We start from the raw sequence: 1,245 nt of genomic DNA, 5'->3' as shown, positions 1-1,245 counted from the left end.
TGAAGTGCCCCAGGTTTTGTTCCGTCTGAGTAGATGGGAAAATCTGGAACATGCCAAAGAAATTTGACCAGGATGCGAAGGACCGCGTGGTCCGCCTCGTCGAGGACCGTATCCTGGCAGAGAACCTTTCGATGCAATCCGCTTGCCAGACTGTGGCACCGAAGTTGGGAGTGTCGTGGCACACAGCCCGGCAGTGGACGCAGGCTGCTCGCCGCGAAGGCCGAGTTGCTGAGCCCTTACCCGAAGATCTCGTTGCAGAGGTAGCCAAGTTGCGCCGTGAGAATCAAGAGCTTCGCGACACCAACGAGTTATTGAAAGCCGCATCGGCTTTTTTCGCGTCAGAACTCGACCCACAACGTCGGAAATGATCCAGTTCATCGATGAACACCGGGATCGTTTCACAGTCGAGTTCATCTGCCAGACGTTGAAGAGCAATCGGGAAGGTGGCTTCATTACCTCTCGTGGGTACCGCCAGTCCAAAGCTCGCGGGCTTAGTGTCCGCAGTCTTCGCGACGCTGCCCTGGTCGAACATATAAGTGCTGTTCATAGCGCCAATTACGGAGTCTACGGCGTCCGTAAGATCTGGCATGTTCTTCGTCGAGACGGCATCGATATTGGGCGTGAGCAGACCGCGCGTCTGATGCGCCTTGCTGGCGTTACTGGCAAGGGGAAAGGCCGGTCTCCTGTGACGACTCGCAAGCCCAAAGGTCCGGATCCGCGTCCAGACCTGGTTGCTCGCGATTTCACAGCGCCAGCACCGGGCGCATTGTGGGTAGCTGACATTACCTATGTGCGCACCCGAAAGGGGTTCGTATACACCGCTTTTGTCACCGATGTGTTCTCCCGGCGGATCGTCGGATGGGCGCTATCGGATTCGATGCGTACCGAGGCGTTGCCGCTGCAAGCGCTCAACCAGGCGATCGTCAGCGCAAAGGAAACCTCAAGCCTGATCCACCACTCTGACCACGGTTCGCAATACGTGAGCATTGTCTACAACGAGCGGCTTGCGGAATATGGGATTGCTGCTTCTACCGGCACGGTGGGCGATTCTTATGACAATGCGCTGGCGGAAAACGTCAATGGTTCCTACAAGAACGAGCTGATTCATACCCGCACGTGGAGCGATGTGGTGGACGTGGAGATCGCAACCTTCGAGTGGGTTACCTGGTGGAACGATTCTAGGCTCCATCAGTCCCTGGGGTACCGCACGCCAGCTGAGGTTGAATCAGAGTTTTGGAGCCACAA

At 56.7% G+C, this 1,245-nt stretch carries 1 protein-coding gene; it reads left to right on the top strand.

The genetic code is table 11. From position 1 onward, the window contains the following. Positions 1-50: 50 nt before the first annotated feature. Positions 51-1,245, top strand: a protein-coding gene (locus tag CS919_RS10625) for an IS3 family transposase (RefSeq protein ID WP_099299421.1) whose coding sequence is annotated in 2 segments (ribosomal slippage) — positions 51-342 and positions 342-1,245 — 1,196 coding nt annotated over the 2 segments. Because the reading frame shifts where the segments join, the coding sequence is not laid out codon by codon here. This gene is flagged as partial in the annotation.

It is taken from the genome of Corynebacterium dentalis (genome assembly GCF_900232865.1).
Taxonomy (GTDB): domain Bacteria; phylum Actinomycetota; class Actinomycetes; order Mycobacteriales; family Mycobacteriaceae; genus Corynebacterium; species Corynebacterium dentalis.
Note: the sequence above shows the minus strand (reverse complement) of the source record. Positions and strands in the feature narration are given on the sequence as shown.